General features: G+C 68.7%; 22 protein-coding genes and 1 pseudogene. 10 read left to right on the top strand and 13 right to left on the bottom strand.

All coding sequences use genetic code 11. The features are described from left to right. Nucleotides 1-24 precede the first annotated feature (24 nt). The 6 genes from EV649_RS36525 to EV649_RS36500 are packed head-to-tail and all read left to right on the top strand — an operon-like array spanning nucleotide 25 to nucleotide 7,095. Nucleotides 25-1,059, top strand: coding sequence for a LacI family DNA-binding transcriptional regulator (locus EV649_RS36525; protein ID WP_130388283.1), 1,035 nt, complete (start codon nucleotides 25-27; stop codon nucleotides 1,057-1,059). Further along, nucleotides 1,056-1,994: a 2-hydroxyacid dehydrogenase gene (locus EV649_RS36520; protein WP_130388282.1), complete on the top strand. Its 939-nt coding sequence runs from the start codon at nucleotides 1,056-1,058 to the stop codon at nucleotides 1,992-1,994. Before EV649_RS36525 ends, EV649_RS36520 begins: the two co-directional genes overlap by 4 nt. A gap of 10 nt (nucleotides 1,995-2,004) precedes the next feature. Then, nucleotides 2,005-3,222, top strand: coding sequence for a D-mannonate dehydratase ManD (manD, locus tag EV649_RS36515; RefSeq protein WP_130388281.1), 1,218 nt, complete (start codon nucleotides 2,005-2,007; stop codon nucleotides 3,220-3,222). Continuing rightward, nucleotides 3,219-4,688 carry a mannitol dehydrogenase family protein gene (locus tag EV649_RS36510; protein ID WP_198682892.1) on the top strand — a complete coding sequence of 490 codons (1,470 nt, stop codon included), beginning with the start codon at nucleotides 3,219-3,221 and terminating at the stop codon, nucleotides 4,686-4,688. The genes manD and EV649_RS36510 overlap by 4 nt, the downstream gene beginning before the upstream one ends. 19 nt (nucleotides 4,689-4,707) lie before the next feature. Continuing rightward, nucleotides 4,708-6,075 (top strand): MFS transporter, encoded by a 1,368-nt coding sequence (locus EV649_RS36505; protein WP_130388279.1) that lies wholly within the window; start codon nucleotides 4,708-4,710, stop codon nucleotides 6,073-6,075. A 9-nt stretch (nucleotides 6,076-6,084) separates the two neighbouring features. Then, nucleotides 6,085-7,095, top strand: a complete 1,011-nt coding sequence (locus tag EV649_RS36500; protein ID WP_130388278.1) for an L-idonate 5-dehydrogenase — start codon at nucleotides 6,085-6,087, stop codon at nucleotides 7,093-7,095. On the opposite strand, the gene EV649_RS36495 is transcribed toward EV649_RS36500, so the two are convergent. From EV649_RS36495 to EV649_RS36475, 6 genes and pseudogenes are all read right to left on the bottom strand, one after another. Next, a complete protein-coding gene (locus EV649_RS36495; RefSeq protein WP_130388277.1) occupies nucleotides 7,078-7,425 on the bottom strand; it encodes a hypothetical protein in 348 nt (115 codons plus the stop codon). The two genes, EV649_RS36500 and EV649_RS36495, sit on opposite strands and share 18 nt — an antisense overlap. Continuing rightward, entirely contained in the window at nucleotides 7,422-8,627 is a 1,206-nt protein-coding gene (locus EV649_RS36490) for a DUF4331 domain-containing protein (protein ID WP_277875753.1), read from the bottom strand. The genes EV649_RS36495 and EV649_RS36490 overlap by 4 nt, the downstream gene beginning before the upstream one ends. A 97-nt stretch (nucleotides 8,628-8,724) precedes the next feature. Then, a pseudogene (locus tag EV649_RS42090) lies at nucleotides 8,725-8,799 on the bottom strand (DUF4331 family protein); the annotation flags it as partial. Nucleotides 8,800-8,837: 38 nt separating this feature from the next. Beyond that, on the bottom strand, nucleotides 8,838-9,113 hold the full coding sequence (locus EV649_RS36485) for a twin-arginine translocation signal domain-containing protein (RefSeq protein ID WP_130388276.1): 276 nt from the start codon (nucleotides 9,111-9,113) through the stop codon (nucleotides 8,838-8,840). Between the two features lie 101 nt (nucleotides 9,114-9,214). After that, a complete protein-coding gene (locus EV649_RS36480) occupies nucleotides 9,215-9,544 on the bottom strand; it encodes a hypothetical protein (protein ID WP_130388275.1) in 330 nt (109 codons plus the stop codon). Nucleotides 9,545-9,568: 24 nt separating this feature from the next. After that, nucleotides 9,569-10,621 (bottom strand): LacI family DNA-binding transcriptional regulator, encoded by a 1,053-nt coding sequence (locus EV649_RS36475; protein WP_198682891.1) that lies wholly within the window; start codon nucleotides 10,619-10,621, stop codon nucleotides 9,569-9,571. Between the two features lie 114 nt (nucleotides 10,622-10,735). Between EV649_RS36475 and EV649_RS36470 the strand changes: the two genes are divergently transcribed. Genes EV649_RS36470 through EV649_RS36460 form a run of 3 tightly spaced genes read left to right on the top strand, consistent with a single transcriptional unit; the run spans nucleotide 10,736 to nucleotide 13,683 of the window. Continuing rightward, on the top strand, nucleotides 10,736-11,809 hold the full coding sequence (locus EV649_RS36470; protein WP_130388274.1) for a substrate-binding domain-containing protein: 1,074 nt from the start codon (nucleotides 10,736-10,738) through the stop codon (nucleotides 11,807-11,809). Between the two features lie 30 nt (nucleotides 11,810-11,839). Then, complete coding sequence (locus EV649_RS36465; RefSeq protein ID WP_130388273.1) at nucleotides 11,840-12,871, top strand: ABC transporter permease; 1,032 nt, start codon at nucleotides 11,840-11,842, stop codon at nucleotides 12,869-12,871. Continuing rightward, on the top strand, nucleotides 12,868-13,683 hold the full coding sequence (locus EV649_RS36460; RefSeq protein ID WP_130388272.1) for an ATP-binding cassette domain-containing protein: 816 nt from the start codon (nucleotides 12,868-12,870) through the stop codon (nucleotides 13,681-13,683). Before EV649_RS36465 ends, EV649_RS36460 begins: the two co-directional genes overlap by 4 nt. Nucleotides 13,684-13,757: 74 nt before the next feature. Here the strand turns inward: EV649_RS36460 and EV649_RS36455 are convergent, their stop codons facing one another. The 3 genes from EV649_RS36455 to EV649_RS36445 are packed head-to-tail and all read right to left on the bottom strand — an operon-like array spanning nucleotide 13,758 to nucleotide 16,314. Next, the gene (locus EV649_RS36455; protein ID WP_130388271.1) at nucleotides 13,758-14,369 is read right to left on the bottom strand and encodes a maleylpyruvate isomerase family mycothiol-dependent enzyme; all 612 of its coding nucleotides are present in this window, start codon (nucleotides 14,367-14,369) and stop codon (nucleotides 13,758-13,760) included. Next, on the bottom strand, nucleotides 14,369-15,187 hold the full coding sequence (locus EV649_RS36450) for a fumarylacetoacetate hydrolase family protein (RefSeq protein WP_130388270.1): 819 nt from the start codon (nucleotides 15,185-15,187) through the stop codon (nucleotides 14,369-14,371). Before EV649_RS36450 ends, EV649_RS36455 begins: the two co-directional genes overlap by 1 nt. Then, nucleotides 15,184-16,314 carry a cupin domain-containing protein gene (locus tag EV649_RS36445; RefSeq protein WP_130388269.1) on the bottom strand — a complete coding sequence of 377 codons (1,131 nt, stop codon included), beginning with the start codon at nucleotides 16,312-16,314 and terminating at the stop codon, nucleotides 15,184-15,186. Before EV649_RS36445 ends, EV649_RS36450 begins: the two co-directional genes overlap by 4 nt. A 68-nt stretch (nucleotides 16,315-16,382) precedes the next feature. On the opposite strand from EV649_RS36445, the gene EV649_RS36440 reads away from it, so the two are divergent. Continuing rightward, nucleotides 16,383-17,126, top strand: coding sequence for an IclR family transcriptional regulator (locus EV649_RS36440; protein WP_130388268.1), 744 nt, complete (start codon nucleotides 16,383-16,385; stop codon nucleotides 17,124-17,126). Here the strand turns inward: EV649_RS36440 and EV649_RS36435 are convergent. Genes EV649_RS36435 through EV649_RS36420 form a run of 4 tightly spaced genes read right to left on the bottom strand, consistent with a single transcriptional unit; the run spans nucleotide 17,123 to nucleotide 23,669 of the window. After that, nucleotides 17,123-18,760, bottom strand: coding sequence for an AMP-binding protein (locus tag EV649_RS36435; protein ID WP_130388267.1), 1,638 nt, complete (start codon nucleotides 18,758-18,760; stop codon nucleotides 17,123-17,125). The two genes, EV649_RS36440 and EV649_RS36435, sit on opposite strands and share 4 nt — an antisense overlap. Further along, on the bottom strand, nucleotides 18,760-20,763 hold the full coding sequence (locus EV649_RS36430) for an acetate--CoA ligase family protein (protein WP_130388266.1): 2,004 nt from the start codon (nucleotides 20,761-20,763) through the stop codon (nucleotides 18,760-18,762). Before EV649_RS36430 ends, EV649_RS36435 begins: the two co-directional genes overlap by 1 nt. Then, nucleotides 20,760-22,346, bottom strand: coding sequence for an FAD-dependent monooxygenase (locus tag EV649_RS36425; protein ID WP_130388265.1), 1,587 nt, complete (start codon nucleotides 22,344-22,346; stop codon nucleotides 20,760-20,762). The genes EV649_RS36430 and EV649_RS36425 overlap by 4 nt, the downstream gene beginning before the upstream one ends. Nucleotides 22,347-22,358: 12 nt before the next feature. Continuing rightward, entirely contained in the window at nucleotides 22,359-23,669 is a 1,311-nt protein-coding gene (locus EV649_RS36420) for an aromatic acid/H+ symport family MFS transporter (protein ID WP_130388264.1), read from the bottom strand. Nucleotides 23,670-23,768: the final 99 nt, after the last annotated feature.

The following is a 23,768-nucleotide window of genomic DNA, read 5'->3' as shown; positions in this document are numbered from 1 at the left end:
TTGGCGCAACCTCTGGAGCGAGCTGTGAATCCCACCCTGACCGACGTCGCGCAGCGCGCAGGTGTGTCGTTGTCGACCGCGTCCCGGGCGTTCAGCGACCCGGACCGGATCGGCCGCGACACCCTGCGCCGGATCATCGGCGCCGCGGAGGAGATCGGGTACGTCGCCTCGGCCGGCCGCCGTTCCCGGTCGGGGCTCCCGACCCGCTCGGCGACCGTCGCGATGATCGTCCCGGACATCGGCAACCCGGTGTGGGCGAGCTTCGTCAAGGCCGCCCAGGCGCACGGCTGGAACCGCCGCCAGACCGTCGTGCTGACCGACACCGACGGCAGCCCGGACCGCGAGCGGGAGATCATCGGCGAACTGCACGAGCGGGTCGACGGGTTCGTCGTCTGCTCACCCCGGCTGCCCGCGCACGACATCGTCGAGCTGTGCGGTGACACCCCGCTCGTCCTGGTGAACCGGACGAGCGACGAGACGAGCAGCGTCGTACCGGACGCCGCCGACGGTCTGCGCCAGGCGCTGGAGTACCTGCGCGTCCTCGGTCACGAGCACGTCGCCTACGCCCAAGGTTCTCCGCTGTCCTGGTCGAACCAGACCCGGGTGGAAGCGATCCGGCAGCTCGCCGACCAGGCTGACATCGAACTGGAAGTGCTCGGCTGGCAGGCGGAGACGGTGGCCGGCGGCCAGGCCGCGGCGGCCAGCGTCGTCGCCTCCGGAGCCACCGCGGTGATCGCCCACAACGACCTGATGGCACTGGGCATCATCGCCGGAGCGGCCGCACTCGGTGTCGAGGTGCCCGGCGAGCTGAGCGTCATCGGCATCGACGACACCCCGCTCGCGGAGGTCGGCCGTCCGACGCTGACCAGCATCCAGGTCCCGATGTCGCGAGCCGGCGTGATGAGCATCGACATGCTCCACCAGCAGCTGACCGCGGAGCCCGGCCAGGCACCTGCCGAACCACGCGCCGTCACGCTGCCGACCCAGTTGGTCGTCCGCCAGAGCACCGGCCCGGTGGCCGGATGGACCCCCGCACGCCGCGAACGGAGCGACGGATGAGAGTCGTCATCACCGACGCAAACCTCCTGCCCCTGCGCACCGAACTCGAGGGCCTGGTGCCTCATGACGAACTGGTGTGGCTGCCGGACGAGCTCCTCGACGCGTTGAAGACCGCCGATGTCCTGGTAGGTCCGGAGTTCACCCAGGAAATGGCGGACGCCGCGCCGCGCCTCCGGCTCGTGCAGGTGGCCGGAGCCGGCACCGACCGCGTCCAGGCAACCGGCGTACCGGTCGCGAACACCTATCACCACGAGGACTCGATCGCCGAGTACATCGTCTGGGCGCTGATCGCCCTGCGCCGCGAGCTCCCCCAGGCCGACGCCGCCCTCCGCCGGAACCGTTGGCGCTCGCCCGTGTACGACGCGGCACTCCCCCAACCCCAGACGCTGTCGAGCGCGAAGGTCGGCTTCCTCGGCTTCGGCCACATCGGCCAAGCCACCTGGCGAGTGCTACAAGCCTTCGGCGCACAAGCCCAAGCCGTGGCCGCCCGTGGAAAAGCCGATGGCCTGAGCTGGGCCGGTGACATCACCCAACTCCCACGCCTGCTCGAAGAGTCGAACGTCCTCGTCGTCTGCGCGCCACTGACCGAAGCCACCCGCGGCATCATCGGCGCCGCCGAGCTGAGCAAACTCGGCGCAGACGGCGTACTCGTCAACGTCGCCCGCGGTCCGCTCGTCCAGGAACAGGCGTTGTACGACGCTCTGCTCAACCACACGATCCGCGGCGCCGCCCTCGACGTCTGGTACACGTACCCGTCCGGAGGCGACCAGGCGCAACCAGCCGAAGCCCCGTTCGGGGAACTGGACAACGTCCTGGTCACACCGCACCTGTCCGGGATCACCCGCCAGACGTACCGCGGCCGCATCCACGACATCGCCGCCAACCTCACCGCCCTTGCCGAAGGCAACGAGCTGCGCAACGTCGTCCAACTCTGAAGGCACCGCTATGACCGATCGCATCATCGCCGCCGAGGTCATCCTCACCAGCCCCGGCCGCAACTACGTCACCCTCAAACTGCAGACCGCCGACGGCCTTGTCGGGTACGGCGACGCCACCGTCAACGGCCGCGAGCTCGCCGTCGCGAGCTACCTGCGCGACCACGTCGGACCGTTGCTCACCGGACTCGACCCGGCGCGGATCGAGGACACCTGGCAGTACCTCTATCGCGGGGCGTACTGGCGCCGCGGGCCGATCACGATGGCCGCGATCAGCGCGGTCGACCTCGCCCTCTGGGACATCAAGGGCAAGACCGCTGGGATGCCGGTCTACCAGCTGCTCGGCGGCGCGGTCCGCGACCGCGTCCTCGCCTACACGCACGCCTCGGCCTGGGAGCTGCCCGAGCTGCTCGACGAGGTCGACGCGCGCCGCGAAGACGGATTCCGGGCGGTCCGCGCGCAATCCGGCGTACCGGGCCTGGAGACCGTGTACGGCGTGCATCGCGAGGCCGCTGGCTACGAGCCCGCTAAGCGTGGTGCCGCTCCGGTGGTCGAGTCGTGGGACACGGATGCCTATCTGCGTCACGTTCCCACCGTTCTGACAAAGGTGAGGGAGCACGTCGGCCCCGAGCTGGCGTTGCTGCACGACGCCCATCACCGGCTGACGCCGCAGCAGGCCGCGCGGCTCGGCAAGGCACTCGAACCCGCGGACCTGTTCTGGCTCGAGGACGTCACCCCGGCGGAGAACCAGGAGGCGCTGCGTCTGGTGCGGCAGCACACCACGACTCCGCTCGCGATCGGCGAGGTCTTCAACTCGATCTACGACTGCAAGGACCTGATCACCGGGCAGCTGATCGACTACATCCGGGTCGCGGTCGCGCATGCCGGCGGGATCAGCCACCTGCGCTCGATCTTCGCGCTCGCCGCCGTGTACCAGGTGAAGGCGGCGCCGCACGGACCGTCCGACGTCTCCCCGGTCTCGTTCGGCGCGAGCGTCCACCTCGGGCTGTCGACGCACAACTTCGGCATCCAGGAGTACATGGGGTACGACGCTCTTGCGCACGAGGTATTCCCGCACGCCTGGTCGTTCAGTGACGGCTACCTGCACCCGGGCGAAGCGCCCGGCCTCGGGGTCGAGGTCGACGAGGCGCTGGCCGCGAAGTTCCCGTACGAACCCGCCTATCTGCCCGTCGCGCGCCGCCTCGACGGCTCAGTGACCGACTGGTGAGCGCCTTGAACCGCGCCTCGGTTTCCAGGCACCTGCTGACCGCCCGGCCGACCAGCACCGGCATCGTGCATCTCGGCCTCGGCAACTTCCATCGGGCCCACCAAGCCGTCTACACCGCACAGGCCGGCGACGGCTGGGGCATCCTCGGCGTCGCGAGCCGCTCGGCGGCTGTTGCGGACGCGATGAACAGCCAGGACGGTCTCTACTCGGTGCTCGAACTGTCACCCGGAGGTTCCTCTATCAGCGTGCCGGGTGTCCACACCGGCGCGATCGTTGCCGCGAGCAACCCTGCCGCGGTGGTCGACGCGATCGCGGCCGAGGACACCCGCATCGTCTCGATGACGGTGACCGAGCACGGCTACTGCATGGACCCGAGCACGCACCGGCTCGCGCTGGATCATCCCGGCATCGTGGCGGACCTCGCCGGCACAACACCGAGCACAGTCATCGGGCAGATCGCGCGGGCCCTGGAACGCCGGGCCGAGACGCACGGCGCTCCGATCACCGTCCTGAACTGCGACAACATGCAGTCGAACGGGACACAGACCCGGCGTTTGGTGCTCGAGTTCCTGCAGGGCAGCAAGGCCGAGAGCTGGGTCGCGGAGAACGTCGCGTTCCCGAACTCCATGGTCGACCGCATCGTCCCGGCGACGACGGACGCCTACCGTGCGGCGGCGTACGAACTGCTGGGCGTGCACGACCTCAGCCCGGTGCCGGCCGAGCCGTTCACGATGTGGGTCATGGAGGACCGCTTCGCCGCCGGGCGACCGGCGTGGGAGCCGGGCGGCGCGGTCTTCTCCGACGAGGTCGAGGCCTACGAGCTGCTGAAACTCCGGCTGCTGAACGGCACGCACTCGCTGATCGCGTACCTCGGTGCGCTCGACGGGCACGCGACCATCCCCGAGGCGCGCGCCACCGGCTTCATCGAGTCCGCGGCCCGGGCCGTCCTAGAGGACGAGTACCTGCCGACGGTCGCGCTGCCGCGTGAATTCGACATCGACGCGTACATCGCGTCACTGTTCGAGCGGTGGTCCAACGACGCGCTCGGTCACCGGACCCAGCAGGTCGGCAGCGACGGATCTGTCAAGCTGCCACAGCGCATCCCTTCGCCGGCGCTGGAGCTCCTGCGTCAGGGCGTGATGCCGGAGCATCTCGCGCTGACGTGCGCCGCCTGGCTGTGTTGCGTCGTACCCCTGTCCGGGTTCGATCCGGGTCCGCACGCGCGGGCCATGGTCGACCCGGCCCGCGAGCGGCTCGGGGCGCTCGCGGCGCACTCCCGCAGTACCGAGGACCTGGTCCGGTCGGCGATCGGCCAGGTGTTCTCCACAGAACTTGCCGAGAGCAATGACTTTGCCCGGCGCGTCAGCGACTACGTCGCCGTCATCACCCGTGACGGCGTCCGCGCCGCGGCCCGTGAGGCCGCACGCTCCCGAACGTCCCGGCCGCACGCCTCCCCCGCGGCCTGAGACCCCGAAGGAATCCGCCATGGAACCGAACCCCTCGACACCCGAGCCGCCCCGGCAGGAGGTCCGCCGGGCCGCGCTCGCGGGCCTGATCGGCACCGCGCTCGAGCAGTACGACTTCGTCATCTACGGGACCGCGTCGGCGCTGGTCTTCAGTCATCTGTTCTTCCCCAACATCTCCGCGACGGCCGGCCTGCTCGCCAGCTTCAGCGCCTACGCGGTCGGCTTCTGCGCCCGTCCGCTCGGCGGGCTCTTCTTCTCGCGGTACGGCGATCGCCTCGGGCGCAAGTGGATCCTGGTGGCCACGTTGACCCTGATGGGCGTCGCGACGATGGCGATCGGCGTACTGCCGACATACGAATCCGTCGGCGTCTGGGCACCCATCTTGCTCGTGCTGAGCCGGTTCCTGCAGGGCTTCGGCGCCGGCGCGGAGCAGTCCGGCGGCGCCACTCTGCTGACCGAGACGGCTGTGCGCGGCAAGCGCGGGCGGCTGGCGGCGTTGATCATGACCGGGGCAGCTGCCGGTACGGCGCTCGGCGCCGGGGCGTGGGCGTTGGTGCAGCTACTCCCTGACGACCAGTTGATGTCGTGGGGCTGGCGGCTGGTGTTCCTGAGCAGCGCGTTCGTCACGATCGCGGCGTACATCCTGCGGCGGAAGCTCAAGGAGACGCCGGTGTTCGCGGAGATCAAGGCCGAGCGCACCGCGGCTGCCGCGCCGGTCCGTGAGGTGTTCCGGAACGGCAAGAAGGCCGTTGCCCTGGTCACCTTGATGACCGTCGGACTGAGCGTGCAGTCGTACACCTACCAGGTGTTCATGGCCTCCTATCTCAAGGGAACCGTGAAGATCGACGCGCAGACCGTGCCGGAGATCCTGCTGGTGGGAGCGATCTTCGGAGGAATCGGCGCGGTCGTGCTCGGCTACCTGTCCGACCTGTTCGGGCGGCGATCCGTGTTCCTCGGCATCGCCGGGCTACTGCTGCTCCTGCCGTTCCCGACCTTCGTTGCCTTGAGCACCGGAAACCTCACGGTCATCTACCTGGCCATGATCGTCGGCTTCGTGTTCGCCTGCCAGGGCGGCGTGGCAGTGACGATGAGCTACTTCCCGGAGCTGTTCGGCAGCCGCTACCGGTACGCCGGTGTCACGCTCGGCCGCGAGTTCGCCGCCGTACTCGGTGGTGGCTTCGCACCGCTCATCGCGGTCGCACTGATGAACGCGTTCGACTCCTGGGTACCGGTTGCGATCTACATGACCGTCGCGATGGCGATCACCTTCGGCGCGGCATTGTTCGCCCCGGAGACCCGGGACCGCGACCTGCTCGCCCCGGAGAACGCCACCGACCGCGTACAGGATCTGCAGCCCGCGACCTCGCCCGCTACCGCCACGGCCTGAAGGAGAACTATGAAGGCGATCGTCATCCGGAGCAAGCTCGACCTCGTCGAGACCGAGCTGCCGACCCCGGAGCCGCAGGCCGGCCAGGTTCGCCTCCGGATGGCGTACGGCGGGATCTGCGGATCCGACCTGCACTACTACCACGAGGGCGCGAACGGCTCGTACGTCGTTCGCGAGCCGCTGGTGCCCGGTCACGAACTGTCGGGCACCGTCGACCTCGACCCGTCCGGCGAACTCGCACCCGGAACGCCGGTCACTATCCACCCGGCCACCTTCGGGACCCCGGAGCCCGGGATCGAGGACCGTCCGCACCTGTGGCCGAACGGCGCCTACCTCGGCAGCGCCTCCACTTGGCCGCACACCCAGGGCGGCATGAGCGAATTCGTTGTCGTCGGCAATCACATGGTGCGGACCCTGCCTGCGTCACTGCCCCTTCGCCGTGCCGTCCTGGCCGAGCCACTGGCCGTCGCTCTGCATGCCATCGCCATCGCCGGCGGCGTCAAGGACAAGCGGGTGCTCGTCTCCGGCTCGGGAGCGATCGGCCTGCTCACGGCGTCGGCCGCACTGTCCGCCGGTGCGGCCGAGGTGGTGACGACCGACGTACTCCCGGGCCCATTGCAGCGGGCCCGGGACCTCGGAGTACACGGCACGCTCCAAGTCGGCACGGACGAGATCCCAGCGGGATACTTCGACGTCGTCCTCGAGTGCACCGCCGTACCGGCCGCGATCAGCGCCGCGCTCACCGCGACCCGCCGCGCGGGCACCGTCGTACTCGTCGGCATCCCCGCCGACGAGCCGCGCGGCGTGAACCTCGCTCCCCTGGTCGCCCGCGAACTCCAACTCCGCGGCACCCTGCGCTTCAACAACGAGATCGACGAGGCAATCCAGCTCCTCGCGACGAACCCCGCCCTCGACCAAGTCATCACCCACGAGTACCCGGCGGACCAAGCAGTCGACGCCTTCACTACCGCCGCCAACTCCAACCTCTCAGGCAAGGTCCTCCTAGCCCTCTGGCCCTGACCACTTCGCGTGAGTGACCGCACCACCAGTGACTTCGACGGTCAGCTGCACCTGTCCCGACGGGCGGACGTACAGCTCGTAGCTGCCCTGCGGTACCTCGAAGAACACCGCCGAATGGATCACCTGACCGTCCGGCGCCGGCCGCGGCACCACGGCGACATGCGGCAAGTGCCCGTGTCCGACGTGGTGGTGTATTCCGCGCAGCTCGATCTCCTCTCCCTCGAGCGCGGCCGGCAGCTCGACGACGATCGCCCCGACGTCCCCGCCGATGTCCAGCAACACCGACGACCCCTTGCCTGCATGCGGATTCTCTACCTGGTTCGCACTCATGCTGCCGGCCGTCCGGGCTTGGACTGGTACCCGCCTGCCGGCGTGCCCAGGTACGGGAACCAGGTCAGGTAGTCGGCGTTCGTGTTCGACGTACCGTCCTTGATCGCCGCGGTCGCGTCGTCGGGCTTGAACGACGGATCCACCAGCGGAATCGTGAGCCCGGCGACCGCGCGCAGCTCGACGGTGACCACGTCGTCGAAGACCCGGCGGCCGTTCGGGAATCCGGCCGCGTCGCCGGCCACCAGGCCGAGCGGGTTCGGCGACTTCGACGGCCGTACAGCGACGTTGAGCCGCAACAGGTCGGCCTGAACCGGGCCGGTGTAGTTCTGGAACCCGGGTACGACGCCCTTCGGGATCCCGGTCAGCAGAATCGCCGCCAGGTCGGCCCGCGGTTTCTTGTACGCCGCGAGGTTCGGGAACACGCCCGGGTACAGGACCGGCAGCAACCCGGCCAACTCAGGCTTCGTCACGTACTGCGCGAACCGCTCGTCCCCGTGCGGAGGCAGCACGTTCCACTTGTCCTTGTCGGCCATCGGCACGATGACCTCGTTGAACAACGGGTTCCCCAGCCGCGACACCTGCTTGTGCGGGCCGTGCCAGACCGGGATCCCGAGCGCGTCGTCGAGGATCTTGGACGACTGTCGGCTCGCCGACGCGTAGACGCCGATCACCGACTTCGGATCCATCACGTCGGTCGGCCGCTTGCCGTCGCGGGTGAGGTCGCGGATCGGCACCTGCAGCGCGATCGTGTGCACGTTGGAGCCCTGCAGCCCGTTGACGCCCATCGCCGCGGCGGACGGGATCAGGTGCGCCATCTGGAACGGGCGCAGCGTACCGAGGTCGAAGATGCTGCCGAGGTCGGCGAAGAACCCGTCCGCGCGCTGGCCGGCGAACACCTTGCGGTTCGTGCCGATCGTGTGGATGGCCTGGCGGGCCAGCTTGGCGTAGTTCGGCGTACTGCGGATCCCGACGTTGACCGGCGGTGCGGCCAGGTTGCGGGCCAGGATCCGGGACCGGCCGTGCTCCACCCGGGTGACCGAGTAGTACTGCGGCCGGTTCCACGTCGGGTCCTTGATCGAGGTGATCGGCCCGGTGTTGTACAGGAAGGTCTTCTTGTTGCGGATCTCGGCCCGGAACCGGAACTGGTACGAGATGTCGGCCTTGCCGGTCCCGCTGTTCGAGATGTGGATCTGGTAGAGCACGTCGTCGCCGAACTCGTAGAAGTTCGGGCCCGCCGTACGGGTTCTGGAACGGGATGAAGTTGGCGATCAAGGTGACGGTGTCCGGCTTGTCAGGGCTGACGAAGGCATAGACATCGGTGTTGTCGGCGACCGGGTCCTTCGAGATCTCGGGCGCCTCGCGGTGCGAAGACATGAATCTCCTCCAAGAAAACGGTGAAAGTGGGATGGCGGTCAGGGGGTGGTCACACCCGCGATCCGCGCGGCGAGCTCGCGGTCCGTCACCAGCACCTCGCGATCGCCGACCAGGATCGCCATCCGGCCGGTGCGCACGTCCTTCACGTGGACGATGTACGACTCCGCGTTCCCCAGGTCCGCCGCCGTCAGCGGCGGGTTCGCGGGCTCCGTCGACCGGTCGCCGAAGACCTTCGGCACCGCGACCGCGCCGACCGCGGCCGCCGTACCGGCGCCCGCTACCACCAGGAAACCCCGGCGTGTTGCGTCACTCATGACTGTTCCTCTCCGTCTGCTACCGGGCGCATCAAGCGCCCGGTGGGCATTCGGAGCGGAGGCATCAGCGGATGGGGCGCTTCACCCATCCGCAGCGAGTGTCAGACCCGGACGCCGCGGCGGGCCAGCCAGGAGTCGGTCAGGATCTCGGTCAGTTCGTCCTCGTCCAACTGGTCGAGCCAGGCCCAGATCGAGACCTTGACCTTGAACGGTTGCACGACGAAGAAGACGTCGCGACGGTCGGCGAGTGCGTCCGCGGAATCGAGGTCGAGACTCCAGTACTGCAAGATCTCCCGCCCCGCGTCGTCCCACCGCAACCTGGCGAACGGATGCCGCCCGACGTCGACCGTCGGCGACCCTTCATGCGCACGGCCGGGCCTCGCACCGGCAAGACTCCCGGCGATCCGTTCGACATCCCGCCACGTCGCCACCCACCGAGTCTCCCACGCAGCCCGCTAACCCCGTGCGATCTCGCCGCTTCCTCGGCAGATAAGGGAGGGTTCGAGGACGAGGTGCTTCGGGGCGCTCTTGTCGCCGGCGAGGCGTTCGAGCAGGAGGCGGCCGACCTCGGTGCCGATGCGTTGGACGTCTTGCCTGATGACTGTCAGTGCCGGCTCGACGAGGTCGGCCATCGGGAAGTCGTCGAAGCCGACCAGCGCGACCTGATGTGACAGTCCCGCGGACCGGAGGGCGCGGACCGCGCCGACGGTCAGGATGTTGCGGCCGGTGAGGAAGGCGGTCGGCGGATCCGGGAGGGCGAGCAGGTCCGTGACGACAGTCGACGCCTCGTGCTCCCCGCGGACGCTGGGAACCAGAAGCGCCGGATCGAACTCGAGGCCCGCCTCCTTGAGGGCCGCGCGGTAGCCGGCGGTCCGCTCCTGTGCGGTCTCGATCTCCTCCAGGTCACTGAGCATCGCGACCCGACGATGGCCGCCGGCGATCAGATGAGCGGCGGCCATGGCGGCTCCGCGCCGGTTGTCGACGGTTACCGAGTCACAGTCCACGCCGTGCGGTCTACGGTCGACGAACACCAGCGGTAGCCCGGCGCGCTGCTCGCTGATCAGGTACTCGTGGCGGTGCGAGGCCGGCATCAGCACCAGACCGTCCGCGCGGCGCGCGACCAGATCCGCGACCATTCCACGCTCCCGCTCCGGCTCCTCGTCCAGGCTCGCCGCCAGAACGGACAGACCCGACTCGCGCAGGGAGTCTTCCAGCGCCCGTAGGAGACCAGCGGAGAAACTGTTGCCGACGTCTTGCAGCAGTGCGCCGACGATGCCCGACCGAGAGTCCTTCCGCCGCAAGGTACTGGCGCCGAGGTTGTGCCGATAGTCCAGCCTGTCTGCTGCCTGCAGCACCCGCTCACGGACCTCGACCGAGGCGCCGGGCTCGCCGTTCACCACCCGCGAGACCGTCTTGACGCTGACTCCGGCCAGTTGAGCGACGTCCTTCATCGTGGACCGAGCGGGTCGGTCCTGGGCGTCACCGGAGTGCGTCAACGTTGTCGTCACGACTCGCAGTATTTCCGATTGAGCCCTTGACCACAAGCTTCTGGAGTGGTCCTCTCGATACGTCAACGTTGACGTAAGCACAAACTTCTTGCTGGATCCGGGAGGAACCCACCCATGCACTTCAGCACCCGATCGGCACGCCTCGGCGTTGCCGCGGCCGCACTGACAGGTCTCTTGGCGCTTTCGGCCTGCGGCGACGACGGCGCCGCCTCGTCGACCGACAAGATCGGCGTCTCGCTGATCACCAAGGACTCCAGCAACCCCTTCTTCGTCGCCATGCAGAAGGGCGCCAAGGAGGAAGCCACGAAGAACAACGTCGACCTGACCGTGGCCTCCGGGAAGGCCGACGGCGACGAGCAGGGTCAGGTCCAGGCGATCGAGAACGCGATCGCCCAGGGCCAGAAGGGCATCCTGATCACTCCGAACGGTCCGGGCGTCAACAGCGCGATCAAGAAGGCCCGCGACGCCGGCCTGTACGTGATCGCGCTGGACACACCGCCGGATCCGGCCGACACCGTCGACATCACCTTCGCCACCGACAACTTCGAGGCCGGCAAACTCATCGGCCAGTGGACCGGCAAGCAGCTCGCGGGCAAGCCGGCGACCATCGCCCTGCTCGACCTGTTCAACGACAAGGTCGTCTCCGTCGACTACAACCGCGACCAGGGCTTCCTCACCGGCCTCGGCGTCGACACCAAGGACGCCAAGAAGAACGGCGACGAGGCGAAGACCGGAACGTACGGCGGGGGCTCGTACACGATCGTCTGCAACGAACCCACCCAGGGCGCCGAGGACGGCGGGCGGTCCGCGATGGAGAACTGCCTGACCAAGAACTCGAACATCAACGTCGTCTACACCATCAACGAGCCGGCCGCGGTCGGCGCGTACAACGCGCTCAAGGCCGCCGGGAAGACCTCCGGCGTACTCGTGGTCTCGGTCGACGGCGGGTGTGCCGGGGTGAAGTCCGTGAAGGACGGCGTCATCGGCGCGACCTCGCAGCAGTACCCGTTGAAGATGGCCGCGCTCGGCGTCGAGTCGATCGCCAAGATCGCCCGCGGCGGCGAGAAGCCGAAGACGACCGACGGCCTCGACTTCTACGACACCGGCGTCGCCCTCGTCACCGACAAGACCATCGCCGGCGTGACCAGCATCGATACCGCCAAGGGCGGCACGTTGTGCTGGGGATGACCGTCGGCTCGCTGATCCAGAGGTGACCACATGACTGTGCAAAGCACCACGCCCGGCGCGGCGGCCAAGGAGTTGGCCCGGCGCGAACACACGACGAGCCAGCGGATCCAGCACCTGCTCCACCAGCATCCCGCGCTCAGTCCCGCGATCATCCTGCTGCTCACGGTGGTGTGCTTCACCCTCGTCAACAGCCGGTTCTCCAACCCTGCCGCGCTGTCTCTGCTGGTTCAGCAGACGGCTGTCGTCGCGGCGCTCGCCGTCGGCCAGACGCTGATCATCCTGACCGCCGGAATCGACCTGTCCGTCGGCGCGATCACGATCCTGTCCACCATGGTGATGGCGACCCTCGCAGCCGAGAACGGATGGCCCGCCGGTCTCGCACTGGCTGCCGGCGTTGTCCTCGGACTCGCGGCCGGCGCACTGAACGGGCTCCTGGTGACCCGTGTCGGTCTGCCACCGTTCATCGTCACGCTCGGCACTTTGAGCATCTTCACCGCCATCGCGCTGCTCTACTCAGGTGGGCAGAGCATCCAGAACAACCGGCTCCCCGACCTGCTCAACTGGACCGGCGAGGGGTTCTCGCTCGGCCGGTTCCGCATCACCACCGGCGTACTGATCGTCATCGCGCTGTACGCCGCCGTCGGGTTCGCACTCAGCCAGACGGCCTGGGGCAGACACGTGTACGCCGTCGGCGACGACCCGGAGGCCGCGCGACTCAGCGGCGTCCGCTCGCGCCGTGTGCTGTTCAGTGTGTACGCCGTGGCCGGGCTGATCTACGGCATCGCCGGCTGGGCCCTGATCGGGCGGGCCGGGGCGGCGAGCCCGAACGCGATCGTCGACGCCAACCTGGACAGCATCACCGCGGTCGTCATCGGCGGCACCAGCCTGTTCGGCGGCCGCGGCGGTCTCCTCGGCACGCTGCTCGGCGCCCTCATCGTTCAGGCGTTCACCGTCGGTCTGTCGCTGGCCGGCGTCGATGCGCAGTACCGGTTGCTCGCAGTCGGCCTCTTGGTCATCGTGGCGGTGTCCGTGGACCAGTGGATCAGGAAGGTGCGCTCATGACGGCAACAGTCGACAGCGCGGAGGCAACAGAGTTGCGTGTGCCGATCCTGTCCGCGCGAGGACTCGTCAAGACGTTCGGACGGGTCGTCGGTCTCGACGGCGTCGACCTCGATCTGTACGCCGGTGAGGTGCTGGCCGTCATCGGCGACAACGGCGCCGGCAAGTCCACCCTGATCAAATGCCTCACCGGAGCTCACATCCCCGATGCCGGGCGACTGACGCTCGAACAGACACCGGTAACGTTCCGCGGCCCACAGGACGCAAGAGCGGCCGGGATCGAGACCGTGTACCAGACGCTGGCAGTCGCGCCCGCCCTCGACATCGCCAGCAACCTGTACCTCGGTCGAGAGGAACGCCGAAAAGGCCCACTGGGCACGATCTTCAGGATGCTCGACCATCGCGGCATGCGCGACCGAGCCTCGGCCGCGGTCCGCGACCTGGGCATCCAGACGATCCAGAACATCCAGCAGACCGTCGAGACCCTGTCCGGCGGTCAGCGCCAGGCTGTCGCCGTCGCCCGGGCGGCCGCCTTCGGCAGCAAGGTCGTCGTCCTCGACGAACCGACCGCCGCCCTCGGGGTCAAGGAGTCCAACCAGGTCCTCGAGATGATCAAGGGGCTCCGCGAACGCGGCCTTCCCGTCATCCTGATCAGCCACAACATGCCCCATGTCTGGGAGGTCGCCGACCGTATCCACATCCAGCGCCTCGGCCGCTGCGCGGGCGTCATCACCCCCCAGTCCCACACGATGAGCGAAGGCGTGGCCATCATGACCGGAGCCACGTCCCTGATCGACTCACCGCCCTCCGACTGACACCCGCAGGGACCGCACGACCCGGCCGCCAGGTGATTGACAGCGGCCGGATCGTGCGGCCTCGCACGAGTTGGTCAGAGCCAAGGTGGAAGTGGTTCGGCGGGGGTGCCCTCGAGGGTGTGGACCGTCGTGTAGGGGCGGCCGGCAAGGTAGGCGGTTGTGTTCGGGAGGGTGCCGCGCAGTTCTGGCGCGTTGCCGCGTTTGTTGCGGATGTCTTGGGACAGTGTCTCGAGGAAGTCGGTGGGTAGGTCGGCGAAGGTGACGCCGGTGCCTAGGTCTACGGCGTGGACCATCACCTCGCGGCTTCGCAGCCAGACGATTTCAGTTGCGGGAACCTGGCGGCCCTGGGCGGTACGGACCGGGGAGTGCCATTGCTCGGCGGTCAGCTTGTCCATCGCGTCGGACAGTTTTCTCGCGGACTCGTCGAACCATGCGCGCAGGTCGTCCGGCGGACGGAGGGCACCTGCCTCGATGTCGGTGGTGCGCTGGTTGGGTGACGAGTACATCGGCCGTTCCTCGCCTGTTCGTGCCCAGTGGACCAGGTTGCTCAGCGCTTCGGCGTTGAGGGACAGGTGGGCGGCGACATGTTGGCGGGTCCAGCCGGGGAGCAGCGACGGACCGTCGAGGTTCACGAGGGCTTTGCGGCACAGCGCCGTACCCTCGGTGACCCATTCACGAGCGCGCATCAGCCGGCGGTCACGTGGTTCTCGAGGCGGCCGATGCCTTCGATCTGGGTGACGACGGTTTCGCCGCCGCGCAGGAAGATCTGAGGTTTGCGGGCGTGGCCGACCCCGCCGGGGGTGCCGGTGGCGATCAGGTCGCCGGGGTTGAGGCGGATCATCGTGGACACGTAGCGGACCAGGTCGACGGGGTCGAAGAGCAGGTCACCGGTGTTGTCCTTCTGCATGACCTGATCGTTCACCGAGCACTGGATATCGAGTGCGGGTCGCGGGCCTCCGACCTCGTCCGGCGTGACGAGCCACGGGCCGACGGGTGTGGTGGAGTCCCAGTTCTTGCCCTGCAACCATTCCCGGGTCCGGAACTGCCAGTCCCGGCACGTGACGTCGTTCAGCACGGTGAACCCGGCGATCGCCGCGATCGCGGTCTCCTCGTCGGCTCGCCGTACCTGCTGTCCGATCACCACGGCGAGCTCGGCTTCCCAGTCGAACTCCGACGTCTCGGCCGGCCGCACGATGTCGTCGTACGCACCGATCAGTGTGTCGGAGAACTTGCTGAACAGCGTCGGATACTCGGGCAGATCCCGGCCCATCTCCCGGATGTGGTTGCGGTAGTTCAGCCCGACGCACACGACCTTGCTCGGCTGCGGGACCAGCGGCGCGAAGTCGGCACCGGCCAGCGCATACTCTGTGCCCTCTTTGCCGTCGGCAACCGCAGCTCCGGCCAGTACGGCGCCGACGTCCGGCACCCCGAGATCGACCAGTACGTCGCCCTCGACCCGCACTGCCGTCGTACGCCCGTCGACGCGGACCGTTGCCAGCTTCACCGGCCGACCTCCTCGCGGAACAGATTGAGCTTGCTGAAGATCGGCGCGTCGCTGAACTGGAACAGATCCAGCGCACCCGAGTCCGAGTCCGACCCGGACGCCTCCGACACCACCGACAACGGCATCCAGGACGGTACGACGAACAGGTCGCCGCGCTGCACCGCCCAGGAGAACTCGCCGACCGTCACCCGCCCCGAACCGTCGAACACCTGATACACCGACGAACCCGTCTCGCGCCGTGGCGCGGTCTCGACACCCGCCGCGATCCGGTGGAACTGCACCCGGATCGTCGGCAGCACATCCCCCGCCGTGGTCGGGTTCGTGTACCGCACGACCGCATGCCCTCGTTCGACCGTGCCCGGGTAGCCCTCGCGCTCCAGAGCCAGCTGATCGCTCAACGCCGTATCGGTGTCGGCCCACCGGTAGCACAGCAACGGACTGCCCGCGGTCGCCTTGAACTGTGAGACCGGGACCAGCCCCGGATGACCCCACAGCCGCTCCGACCGGGAGCGTTCCGGCGTGGCGTGCTCTTCGGCCGACAGCTGCTCGCGGCCGAAGTCGAAGAACTGCGACTCGACGTCGTACTGGAACGGAATGTCCAGGCCGTCGATCCACGCCATCGGCTGCTCGGCCGAGTTGTGGTGCGCGTGCCAGTTCATCCCCGCCTGCGGCAGGAAATCACCCCGCCGCATCGGCACCGGGTCACCCTCGACAACCGTCCACACCCCCGAACCCTCCACGACGAACCGGAACGCGTTCTGCGTGTGCCGATGCTCCGGCGCATCCTCACCAGGCATCAGGTACTGGATCGCCGCCCACAATGTCGGCGTCGCGTACGGGCGTCCGCCCAGGCTCGGGTTCGCCAGCGCGATCGCCCGCCGCTCCCCGCCCCGCCCGACCGGGACCAGGTCGCCGGAACGAGCCGCCAACTCGACCAGGTGCTTCCACTCCCACCGATGCGGTTGCGCCTTCGACACCGGCTGCTGCGGCATCAGGTCACCGATCCGGGTCCACAACGGGACCAGCAGCTCCTTCTCGAAGCCGCGGTACAGATCCTCGAGCTCCGGTGTGGCCGGCGGCTGGTCGGGGCCGTTCTCCGCGGTCAGTTTCACTGGTGAGTCGGTCATATGGACTACGGTGACTCTCGCGGCCATTCTGGAACAGAAGATTCTGCACAGCAGAACGGAGCGAGACGATGAAGAACCCGCCGGCGTACGGCGTGACAAGCGTCGACCACGCCCTGCGACTGGCCGTCATCCTCCAGGTCGAGGGGCCACTCACCGTCTCGACCGCCGCCGAACGCCTCGGCGTCGCCAAATCCACTGCGCACCGGCTACTGACCACGCTCGTCTACCGTGACTTCGCCGTACAGGACGACGACCGCAGCTACCACGCCGGCCCGGTCCTCGAACTCGCCGCCACCGCACACTCCAGGACCGGCGCGATCCGTGCCGCCGCCCTCGGCCCCATGCAGACACTCGTCGACACCGTCGACGAAACCGTCAACCTCAGCATCCGCACCGGCCGCACGATCCGCTTCATCGCCTCGGTCGAATCCCGCCAGACCCTCCGCGTCAGCAGCCGCGAAGGCATGGTCCTCCCCGCCCACCAATCCACCGGCGGCCTCGTCATGCTCGCCGCCCTCACCGACGACCAGATCACCACGCTGTACGACGCCGCGCCGCCAGGCGAACGCATCGACCTGAGCAAACTCCGGGCCGAACTGAAAGCGGTACGTCGCAGCGGCATCGCGATCAACCTCGAACGCACCGAACGCGGCCTGATCGCGATGGGCCACGGAATCACCGACGCCGCGGGCTCCACAGTCGCCGCCGTCTCGGTCTCGATGCCCAGCGTCCGCTACTCAACAGCCCGTATCCGTCGCATCACCCCGGCCCTCACCGCCGCCGCAAACGCCATCTCAACCGCACTGGTTTAGACGCCGGTCTCCAGGCGGGTTGCGATGTCGGCGCGGAGGGCAACCTTGTCGATCTTGCCGACCTTCGTGGTGGGGAGCTCGGGGATCAGGACCAGGCGTTCGGGGAACTTGTACGGCGCAACGCCCAGGTCGGCCATCGCGTGCCGGACGTCGTCGAGGGTGATGTCGGTGGTGCCGCGCGGGACGACGTACACGCAGACGCGTTCGCCGAGGCTCGGATCGGGCATCGCGACCGCGGCGACCTGCTGGACACCGGGGAGGGTGTAGGTCAGGTTCTCGATCTCCTCGGCGGAGATCTTCTCGCCGCCGCGGTTGATCATGTCCTTGTCCCGGCCCTCGACCACCAGGTTGCCACCAGCACCGATGCGGCAGACGTCACCGCTGCGGTACCAGCCGTCCGGCGTGAAGGCGCGGGCGTTCTGCTGCTCCGCCTTGTAGTAGCCGCGCGGCGTGTACGGCCCGCGGGTCAGCAGCGAGCCCGGTTCGCCGAGCGGGACCGGACGATCGAACGGATCGACCACCAGGAGCTCGTCGTCGGGACACATCGGGCGGCCTTGCGTCGTACAGATGACGTCTTCCGGGTCGTCCAGCCGGGTGTAGTTGAGCAGGCCCTCGGCCATTCCGAACACCTGCTGCAGCGTGCACCCCAGCACCGGTTTGATCTTGCGCGCCACCTCGTCGGCCAGCCGCGCACCGCCCACCTGCAGGACGCGCAGCGACGACAGGTCGTACGAATCGGAGTACTCGTCGAGCCAGCGCTGCGCCACCGCCGGCACCACCGCGGTGTGCGTGACACCTTCCGCGGCGATCGTCGCAAACGTGCGGATCGGCTCCGGGCTGGGCAGCATCACAACCGTCCCGCCGACGAGCAATGCCCCCAGCAGACCCGGGCAGGCGAGCGGGAAGTTGTGTCCAGCCGGCAGCGCGACCAGGTAGACCGTGGACGCGTCCATCCCGGACACCGCCCCGCTGCGCTTGGCGTTGTACGTGTAGTCGTCGTGGGTGCGGGCGATCAGCTTCGGAAGTCCCGTCGTACCGCCGGACAGCAGGAAGACCGCCACGCTGCGGCTGTCCGGCTCGGCGCCTCGCCATTCGTCAGTGCCTGAGCACAGGCCGCGCAGATCTACGCTGCCCCCGGTCAGATCCGCGCCGACGACCAGGACATGATCGAGCGACTCGACTTCGTCCTTCAGGCGATGTGCGAGCGCTTGATGGTCGAAGCCGCGCAGGACATCGGGTACGGCGATCGCTGCGGCCTCGGCATGAGCGGCCAGGTAGGACAGCTCGTGGTACCGGTGCCCCGGCAGCGCCATCACGGGGACAATCCCGGCGCGGAAGCAGGCGAGGGTGAGTACGACGAACTCCCACCCGTTGGGCAGCTGTACGACGATCCGGTCGTCGGACCGGAGCCCGAGGTCGATCAACGCCGTCGCGGCGGAGTCCGCACGAGCGGTGAGCTCGGCGTACGTGAGCCGGAGTTCGCCGTCGACCAACGCGATCTTGTCCGGAGTGCGCCCTGCCTGCTCCCAGATGTGAGACGGCAGGCTTCGCCCCTCCCAGTAGCCGGCCGCGACGTAGCGTTCCACCTCCTCGGCCGGCCAGGGAACCACACCGTCGGCGATCGGACTGACCATCACTGCTCCTTGCCCGTGATCACGGCGTCCAGCGCGACCAGCCCGTCACGCGTCAGCCGCAAAGGATTGATCTCGATCTCGTCCACCTGCGGTGCGTCCAGCAGGACCTGCCCCAACGCCCGCACAACGCGAGCCAGCTCGCTCCGGTCCAGCACAGGTCCACCGCGCCAGCCGTCCAGCAGTGCACGCCCGAGCAACTCGTCCGCCATGGAGGCCGCCTCGGCCGCGGACAGCGGCGCCGCCCGTACGGCGACATCCGCAAGGGCCTCTGCCGTCGTACCACCCAGCCCGACCAGCACCACCGGCCCGAACACCGGATCCCGCCGCGCACCGACAATCAGATCAACGCCCGCAGGCGCCATCCGCTCCACCAGCACCCGCTCGGCACCCAGGGCATCCAGCGCCTCCGACAGCTCTGTGTGGGTGCGGATTCCGAGATGCACCCCGCCGATCTCGGTCTTGTGGAGGATCGCGGCGTCGAGGATCTTGAGTGCGACCGGACCACCCAGCGTGTCCAGGGCGGCGTGGGCTTCCTCGGGAGTGCTGCAGGCAGCGCGGGATGGGGTGCGAACGCCGAGGGTGTCCAGAACGGTCTTGGCCCGGTGTTCGTCCCAAGGGCCTTGGGGTACGGCGACCTGTGGGAGCGGCTCGTCGGCGGTGCGCCGGTTGTTGAGGCCGGCGTCCTCCACCAGCGCTCGGATCGCATGGGTGAGGGCGGCCGGGCTGGTGGCTACCGGGTAGCCGCGCTCGTGCAGGCCCGACCGGACCGCGGTGACGTCCGCCGTGGAACCGCCCACGGCGACCACAGTAGGCGTCGCAACGGTCCGCGGGGAGAGTTCGGACACCAGGTCGACACTGTCCGGCTCGGTCAACGCATAGACCGCGACGAGATCCACACCGGCGTCGTCGGCAACCATCTGAATCACCTCACCGAAACCAGGGCCCGGCCGACCGGTGTCCACCGGGTTCGCCTGGTAGGTCATCGGGGGCAGCAGCTCAGCAAGTCGTCGCTGCGTCTCGTCCGCAAGTACGGGCACCCGGATCCCGGCGCCTCGCAGCCCGTCCAGCAACAACAACCCCGGACCGGCCTGCGCTGTCACCACCCCAACACCAGGCGACGCTGCCGGCGCCAACCGAGTCATCGACAAGGCGCCGACGGCATCGACCAGCTGACGTTCGTCGTCGACGAGGACGGCGCCCGACTGCCGCAGTACGCCCCGAGTGGTCCGCCACGACGTAGCCAGTGCACCCGTGTGCGACTTCGCGAAGGCACCAACGTCGTTGCGCCCGACAACCAACGCCACCACGGGCTTCCGTGCTGAGAGCCGAGCGACGGCACGGGCGAGGCGCGACCCGTCGGCCACCGATTCGATGTGCAGAGCAACGGCCTTCGTCGCTGGATCCTCCAGCAGATGATCCAGTACGTCGGCCGCGTCGATGTCGGCGGCGTTCCCCAGTCCGACCGCGAGGCTCACGCCGTACCCGGCCTCTGCCAGGAGGAACGACAGCGCGTGGTTCACGCCACCGCTGGCTGCGACTACAGCGACTCCGCCGGCCGGCACCGACGCGACGCTCGGTACGAAGCTGGCCGTCAGCCCGCGGCCAGGCACGAGGAAGCCGGAGGTATTCGGTCCCAGCAGCCGAATGCCATGGCGATCGACCACGTCTACCAACGCACGCTGGTACTCCGGATGGCCGGCCTCGGCGAAACCGCCCGCACACACGAGAGCCGCCGAGGCGCCCGCCTTCGCGGCCTCAGCCACCGCATCAGCTGCCGCGGCTGCCGGAACGCAGACCACTGCGAGGTCGATCGGTACGCCGAGGGAGTCCACTGCCTCGGCGACAGAGCCGTGCAACTCGGAGTCGCGCGGGTTGACCAGCGCGAGTGGTGCGTCATAGGTGGAGAGGGAGCGCGCCATTACCGCGCCGAGCTTGGCCGGGTTGCGCGAGGCGCCGATCACTGCGACCCCGCGAGGGGTGAACAACCCGTCCAAACCCTTCACACGCTCCCTCCCACACTACGGCTGACTCCGGCGACGCGGCTCCGGTCCGCGCCGTTGGTCCGGCCCACCAGATCGGCGCGCCCGGACAAGAGGAGGGTCTCCGCGTCGTCCGGGGTCAGCTCGTCATCAACCACCATCGCGGGGACGCCGGCCACCAGCCGCGCCTCCTCCGCCAGCAACGTCCGCGTCAACCGCGATCCGCCGTACACCGCCACCACTGCAGGCCCAGCCAGCGCGCCGGAGTGCAGCGAACCCAGCGCCGAAGGCAAGTCCTGCTCACTCGCCGGTGCCTCCAGCCACAATCCCCAGTCCCGGACACGGTCCGGCGGCTCGGAGAACAGAGGCAAGGGTGAGTGCGGGAAGTCCACCTCGACCAGCCGGCCAGGCGCCGAGAAGCCGCCCGAGCGGAACGGTGTGTCCAGCGGAGCCGGTCCGTTCTGTGCGTGCCACTCCGTGCGGGTCGCGGCGACGAAGGCCGGATCGCGCCGCGCCAACTTGCCGCCGCTGATGCTGCGGGTCAGGAAGTGGAAGGCGAACTGCCACGGCTCCAAGGTGTCGTGGTACCGCCCGAAGTGCTCCCACCACGACAACGAGGGCCGTGCCGAACCTTGGATCTTCTCGACCGAGGGCCGCGCCGACTCCTCGTACTCCGCGAGCGCCGCCGGGACATCGTCGTGCGCAGCGAGCGCCGCGGCCAGTGCGACCGCGTCTTCCATCGCCATCTTGGTCCCGGAGCCGACCGAGAAGTGCGCGGTGTGCACGGCATCGCCGAGCAGTACGACGTTGCCGTACGACCAGCGCCCGGTCCGCCGGGTCCGGAAGCTCGCCCAGCGTGAGTTGTTCACCAGCAGCGGATGCCCCTCGATCTGCTCGGCGAAGAGTTTCTCCAGGTACTGCTTGGTCTTCAGATCGCTCGGCCCGGGCGGCTGCGACACGTCGAACTCGTCCAGCCCGGCCCGCAGCCACGACTCCCGATCGGTCTCCACGATGAACGTGCTCACGTCCGGGCTGATCGGATAGCCGTGGACGGCGAACACCCCGTCGGCACCGCGCTCGTGGACGAAGGTGAGTCCGTCGAAGTGGTACGTCGTACCGAACCAGATGAACTTGGCCGCGGCCGTCTCGACCGTCGGCTCGAGTACGGCTGCCAGCCGCTCCCGGATCCGCGAGTTGGCGCCGTCGGCCGCGACGACCAGGTCGAAGCCGGTGAGGTCCTCGAGCTCGACCTCGGTCCGGAAGCGCAGGATCACCCCGACCTCCTCAGCGCGTTCCTGCAGTACGGCGAGCAACGTCTTGCGGGCGATCGCCGCCATCCCCATCCCGCCGCAGCGGAACCGCTCTCCCTTGAGGCGGACCTCGATCGCGTCCCAGTGCACGCCGTACTCCGTCAAGGCGTCGCGGACCACGGGGTCGGCCGCGTGGATTCCCGCCAAGGTGGCGTCGGAGAACACCACGCCGAAGCCGAACGTGTCGTCCGCACGGTTGCGTTCGAACACGGTCACCTCGGCGGCCGGGTCACTCGCCTTCACCAGAGTGGCGAGGAACAGGCCGCCTGGCCCACCGCCGACAATCGCGATCCGCATCGTCATGTCCTCTCAAGCTGTCTGGGGTGTCGTACCAAGGGCGGGTTCGGCCCGGCGCTCGCGATCGCCTCGGGGTACGGCGGCGATCACCAGCGCACCGAGCACCGCCGGGACCGCGAACCCGTAGAAGTTCCAGTCCAGGCTCAGGCCGGAGTCCAGTACCCATCCGCCGAAGAGCGGACCGACGATCGCGCCGAGCCGGCCGACGCCGAGGGACCAGCCGAGCGCGGTCGCGCGGCTCCCGGCCGGGTAGTGCGTCGCGACGTACCCGTTGATCAGGATCTGCGTGCCGACCGTGCCGACACCGGCGATCGCAATCAGCAGGTAGAGCGCGAACGCGGCCGGGTCCGTGCTGAGTGCGTAGATGGACACGGCAGCGAGGGCGAAGGCCACCGTCGTGACCACCTTGGAGCCGAGCCGGTCGGCCAGGGCCGAGGCGACCAGGGCACCGACGACCGCGCCGACGTTCATCACCAGGAGGAACCGCAGCGACGAGCCGAGTGGGTAGCCGGACTGTCGCATGATCTGCGGGAGCCAGGTGTTCAGCCCGTACACCAGGAGCAGGCCGAAGAAGCTGGCAAGTCCGAAGAGGATCGTCGCGACCAGGTGCTTGCGCCCGAACAGCACCGCGAGCGGGGTTCGCTTCTGGTCAGCGGGTTCCGGCTGTACGCCGTACTTGGCCGCGAGAGCAGCCGCTTCGTCGTACCGCCCGCGGGCCTGCAGGAAGCTGACCGACTCGGGCAGGAACCGCCACGCCAGCGGCAGCACCAGGACCAGCGGAGCCATGCCGATCGCGAACATGATGCGGAAACCGTGCACGGGGACGAGGTTGATCGCCAGTACGGCGGCCAGCACGCCGCCGAGCGAGAATCCGGAGAACATCAGCGCGTTGTTGAAGTTCCGGCGGTGCGGTGGGGCGTACTCGACGGTGAGGGCGATCGCGGTCGGGACCACACCGCCGAGGCCGAGGCCGGTGACGAAGCGGAGGATTCCGAACACCTCGGCGTTCGGCGCCAGCGCGGTCGCGCCCATCGCGAGCGAGAACCAGGTGATGCTGGCGAACATGATCCGGCGCCGGCCGAGGATGTCGGTCAGGGCGCCCACGCAGAGGGTCCCGATCACCATCCCGGTCAGCGCGTAGCTGCCGATCGCACCGGCCTGACCAGGGGTCAGGTGCCAGTCCGGGTTCTTCAGCAGGGACGGTACGACGGCGCCGTACACGATCAGGTCGTAACCGTCGAAGACGATCGTGACGAAGCAGATGGCGACCACCCAGAGGCCGGTCCTGGACCGGGTGGTGGTGGCGGCAGGGGAACTGGTCATGGCGGCCTCGTTTCGTGCCGGGCTGACGGTGGATGTGATGAAAGTAGGACGATTCATGGACGACCGTCAAGACTTTGACACACTTCTGATGGCATCATG

It is taken from the genome of Kribbella sp. VKM Ac-2569, assembly GCF_004216905.1.
Classification (GTDB): Bacteria; Actinomycetota; Actinomycetes; order Propionibacteriales; family Kribbellaceae; genus Kribbella.
Note: the sequence above shows the minus strand (reverse complement) of the source record. Positions and strands in the feature narration are given on the sequence as shown.

Bases quoted from the DNA above. Each gene is read 5' to 3' on its own strand.
- manD (WP_130388281.1), top strand. From the start codon at position 2,005: ATGACCGATCGCATCATCGCCGCCGAGGTCATCCTCACCAGCCCCGGC.
- EV649_RS36485 (WP_130388276.1), bottom strand. From the start codon at position 9,113: ATGAGTGACGCAACACGCCGGGGTTTCCTGGTGGTAGCGGGCGCCGGT.
- EV649_RS36425 (WP_130388265.1), bottom strand. From the start codon at position 22,346: ATGCGGATCGCGATTGTCGGCGGTGGGCCAGGCGGCCTGTTCCTCGCC.
- EV649_RS36505 (WP_130388279.1), top strand. From the start codon at position 4,708: ATGGAACCGAACCCCTCGACACCCGAGCCGCCCCGGCAGGAGGTCCGC.
- EV649_RS36470 (WP_130388274.1), top strand. From the start codon at position 10,736: ATGCACTTCAGCACCCGATCGGCACGCCTCGGCGTTGCCGCGGCCGCA.
- EV649_RS36440 (WP_130388268.1), top strand. From the start codon at position 16,383: ATGAAGAACCCGCCGGCGTACGGCGTGACAAGCGTCGACCACGCCCTG.
- EV649_RS36445 (WP_130388269.1), bottom strand. From the start codon at position 16,314: ATGACCGACTCACCAGTGAAACTGACCGCGGAGAACGGCCCCGACCAG.
- EV649_RS36520 (WP_130388282.1), top strand. From the start codon at position 1,056: ATGAGAGTCGTCATCACCGACGCAAACCTCCTGCCCCTGCGCACCGAA.
- EV649_RS36435 (WP_130388267.1), bottom strand. From the start codon at position 18,760: ATGGTCAGTCCGATCGCCGACGGTGTGGTTCCCTGGCCGGCCGAGGAG.
- EV649_RS36495 (WP_130388277.1), bottom strand. From the start codon at position 7,425: ATGAGTGCGAACCAGGTAGAGAATCCGCATGCAGGCAAGGGGTCGTCG.
- EV649_RS36500 (WP_130388278.1), top strand. From the start codon at position 6,085: ATGAAGGCGATCGTCATCCGGAGCAAGCTCGACCTCGTCGAGACCGAG.
- EV649_RS36455 (WP_130388271.1), bottom strand. From the start codon at position 14,369: ATGCGCGCTCGTGAATGGGTCACCGAGGGTACGGCGCTGTGCCGCAAA.
- EV649_RS36420 (WP_130388264.1), bottom strand. From the start codon at position 23,669: ATGACCAGTTCCCCTGCCGCCACCACCACCCGGTCCAGGACCGGCCTC.
- EV649_RS36460 (WP_130388272.1), top strand. From the start codon at position 12,868: ATGACGGCAACAGTCGACAGCGCGGAGGCAACAGAGTTGCGTGTGCCG.
- EV649_RS36465 (WP_130388273.1), top strand. From the start codon at position 11,840: ATGACTGTGCAAAGCACCACGCCCGGCGCGGCGGCCAAGGAGTTGGCC.